The sequence below is a fragment of the Streptomyces swartbergensis genome, from assembly GCF_002148965.1.
GTDB classification, from domain to species: domain Bacteria; phylum Actinomycetota; class Actinomycetes; order Streptomycetales; family Streptomycetaceae; genus Streptomyces; species Streptomyces swartbergensis.
In genome coordinates, this window is sequence record NZ_NGFN01000546.1 from 1 (window position 1) to 3,341 (window position 3,341).

Consider the following 3,341-nt stretch of genomic DNA (forward strand, 5'->3'; position numbering starts at 1 on the left):
CCGCCTCCGTACCGTCCGCCCCCGTACCGGCCGCCCCCGACCCGGACGGCTTCACCGCCCTGGTCAACTCCGCCCGAATCGCCGTCGGTTCGCCGCCGGTCTCGCTCGACCCGCGGCTCGTGTCAGCGGCGCGGGCCCACGCCGCCGCCATGGCCGCGTCCGGACGCCTCGGGGTCGAGAGCCGGGACGGCGTCTCCGTCTACCAGCGGGTCGTCGGCTCCGGGTACGCGTACCTCACCGTCGGCGAGCACCTGGTGTCCGGCCCGCGCACCACCGCCGAGTTCGTCGCGTACTGCCTTCGCACGGACGGCGCCCGCCGCGTCCTGCACGACCCGGCGTTCACCCACGCCGGAGTGGCCCACGTCCACGACGGCCCCACCGGCGACACGTACTGGACCGCGCTCTGGGCCAGGCCTCTCACGCCTGACGGGCTGGCGGACGCGGCGGCGGCCGTCACCGACCTCACCAACCGGGAGCGCGCCCGGGCCGGGCTCCCGCCCCTGGCCGCCGACCCCCTGCTCACCGCAGCCGCCCAGGCGCACAGCGCGGACATGGTGGCCCGCGCCTTCTACTCGCACACCGCGCCCGGCGGCAGCCGGCCCTGGGACAGGGCCGCGGCCGCGGGCTCCACGCGGCGTTCCATCGGCGAGAACATAGCCTGCGGCCAGCGCTCCCCCGCCGAAGTGGTGGAGGGCTGGATGAACAGCCCCGGCCACCGGGCGAACATCCTCAAGCCCGGCTTCACCCACCTCGGGGTCGGCTTCGCCGGCGGTGGCCGGGCCGGAACCTACTGGACGCAGCTCTTCGGCGGCTGACACCGCGCCACCGCGCGCCCTGCCCGTCACTCGCCCCGATCTTGGCGGAGGGGAACGGTCCGGGTGAGGATGCGCGTATGAAGGGTGACCTCTTTTCCAGCCGGCACATGGCGCAGCCGGCCGTCGCACCGGGTATGACGGTCGAAAACGCCAAGTGCCTCCGCTACACGGTGAACGGCGAGATGCTCGCCCGACAGGGCGCGATGATCGCCTACCGCGGCAACCTCCAGTTCGAGCGCAAGGGCCAGGGCGTGGGCGGCATGCTCAAGCGCGCGGTCACCGGGGAGGGACTTCCGCTGATGGCCGTGCGCGGGCAGGGCGAGGCCTGGTTCGCCCACGAAGCGCAGAATTGCTTCATCGTCGAGGTCGAACCCGGCGACGAGTTCACGGTCAACGGCCGTAACGTCCTGTGCTTCGACGCCACGCTGTCCTACCGCATCGCGACCGTGAAGGGCGCCGGCATCACCGGCGGCGGCCTGTTCAACAGCGTCTTCACCGGGCAGGGCGAGCTGGGTCTGATCTGTGAGGGCAACCCGCTGGTCATCCCGGTCTCGCCGCAGTATCCGGTGTACGTCGACACCGACGCGATCGTCGGCTGGACGGCGGGCCTCCAGACCTCGCTGCACCGCTCCCAGTCCATCGGCTCGATGCTGCGCGGCGGCTCCGGCGAGGCCGTGCAACTGGCGCTCCAGGGCGAGGGATACGTCGTCGTGCGGCCGAGCGAGGCGACACCGCAGAAGGCAGGTCAGCACTGAAGCCCCTCAGGTGATCTGCGCCGCACAGGCAACCCCGCCCGTCCGGTCGACGTCTTGATCCACAACAGGTGATGCCCTGGCCCTTGTGGCCAGGGCAAGTTTCCACCCTTCTATACACATCATGTATACGCTCTGTGTATACATGATGTGCATACGGGGTGTGTATACGGACGGAAAGGCATCGATGTACGGCAAGGCATTCGCCCCGGAGTACCAGGGCGCGCTCACCACCCTGTCCGTCAACTCCTCCCTGACCGACGTCCTGGCCGCCGGCACCGAGCAGTTGAGGGCGGCCGAGCGTGCGGGGAAGCCCGGGGAGGCGGCGCGTTCCGGACTCGCGGTGGCCGAGGCGCACCGCCGGCTGGGCCGGGTCGAGGACGCGGACCGGGCGTGGAAGGCGAGTTACCGGGCCGCCCGCCGGGCCGGGGACGTCGCGGCGATGGCCTGGGCGCTGTGGAGCGGCGGCACGCTGGCCCGGCAGCGCGGGGTGTTCCGACTGGCCCGCCGGCTGCTCCGGCTCGCGGCGGACCTGGGCGAACGGGGCGGGGACATCGTCGTACGCGGCTACTCGCTGGCGGGGCTGGCCGAGACCGGCCGCATCCAGGGCGACTACGAGGCCGTCGGACGGCTGCACGAGCAGTTGCTCGCCGAGGCCCGGCGGCGCGGGGAGGCACGGCACACGGTGTGGGCGCTGGAGGGCATCGCGCAGATGCACCGCAACACCGGGGACTACGACACCGCGTACGCCCTGTTCGAGGAGTCCGCCGAAATCGCCGCACGCGCCGACGACCGGCGCGGTCACGCCTGGGCGTTGCGCGGTCTGGCCGACGTCGTGTCGGTGCGCGACGGTGACACCGAGCGGGCGCTGGAACTGCTGAGCGAGGCGGAGGCGACGTGCAGCGCGATGCGGCTGTCCAGCGCGCTGGCCTACAACCACAAGATGCGCGGCAACGTCCTGTACCGGGCCGGGCGTTACGCCGAGGCGCGTGCCCTGTACGAGCAGGCCCTCGCGGAGTTCCGTGAGATGAGCGAGCCGCGCGGGGAGGCGCTGTCGCGGCTGGGCCTCGCCAAGTCCCTGGCCCGGCTGGGCCGCGACCGCGCCGAGACGGCGGCCGACCTGTCCGAGCTCGCCGGCACGCTGGAGCGGATCGGCCTCCGGCACGCCCGCGAGATGGTGGCTCGCGCGTACGACGAACTCGGCATACCGGATGCCGGGCTCGGCGAGGCGAGGGTGGCGGAGGTGGCACGGTGACGGCCTCGCCCATGGCGGTAGAGGCGGCGCGGCGGGACGGGGTCGCGCGCGACGAGCGGCAGGAGCACGTGGACGGCCGCCAGGCGGGCGGCCTTCCTGCGGGCAGCCTGGACCACGAGGGCGGCCTCGACCACCCGGACGATGCCGCCCGCGCGGCCGGCCTCGGCCACCCGGGCGACGTCGACCGCGCGGCCGACCCCGGCCATGCGGGCGACGCCAGCCGCACGGGCGCCTCCAGGCAGCCAGGCGCCCTCGGCCAGGCGGGTATCTCCAGCCACTCGGACGCTCCCGACCACGGACGCGCTCCCAACGACACGGGCGCCCCCGACCACGCACGCGCTCCCAACGACACAGGCGCCCCCGACCACGCACGCGCTCCCAACGACACGGGCACCTCCGACCACGCACACCGCCCCAGCCCATCGGGCAGCCCCGACCATAGGGGCGCCCCCGACCACGCACACCGCTCGCACCCCACGGGCAGCCCCGACCACTCGGCAGCACCCACCTCCCTGGCCG

3 protein-coding genes and 1 pseudogene are annotated in these 3,341 nt (G+C 73.5%); all 4 read left to right on the forward strand.

The window, feature by feature from the left end:
* Positions 1-815, forward strand: an 815-nt coding sequence (locus CA983_RS41800) for a CAP domain-containing protein (RefSeq protein WP_244207327.1), incomplete at its 5' end; no start/stop codon positions are given.
* Between the two features lie 77 nt (positions 816-892).
* A complete protein-coding gene (locus CA983_RS41805) occupies positions 893-1,570 on the forward strand; it encodes an AIM24 family protein (RefSeq protein WP_086605872.1) in 678 nt (225 codons plus the stop codon).
* A 184-nt stretch (positions 1,571-1,754) separates the two neighbouring features.
* Positions 1,755-2,822, forward strand: a complete 1,068-nt coding sequence (locus tag CA983_RS41810; RefSeq protein WP_086605873.1) for a tetratricopeptide repeat protein — start codon at positions 1,755-1,757, stop codon at positions 2,820-2,822.
* Positions 2,819-3,341: pseudogene (locus CA983_RS41815) on the forward strand (hypothetical protein); the annotation flags it as partial. The gene CA983_RS41810 and the pseudogene CA983_RS41815, both read left to right, overlap by 4 nt.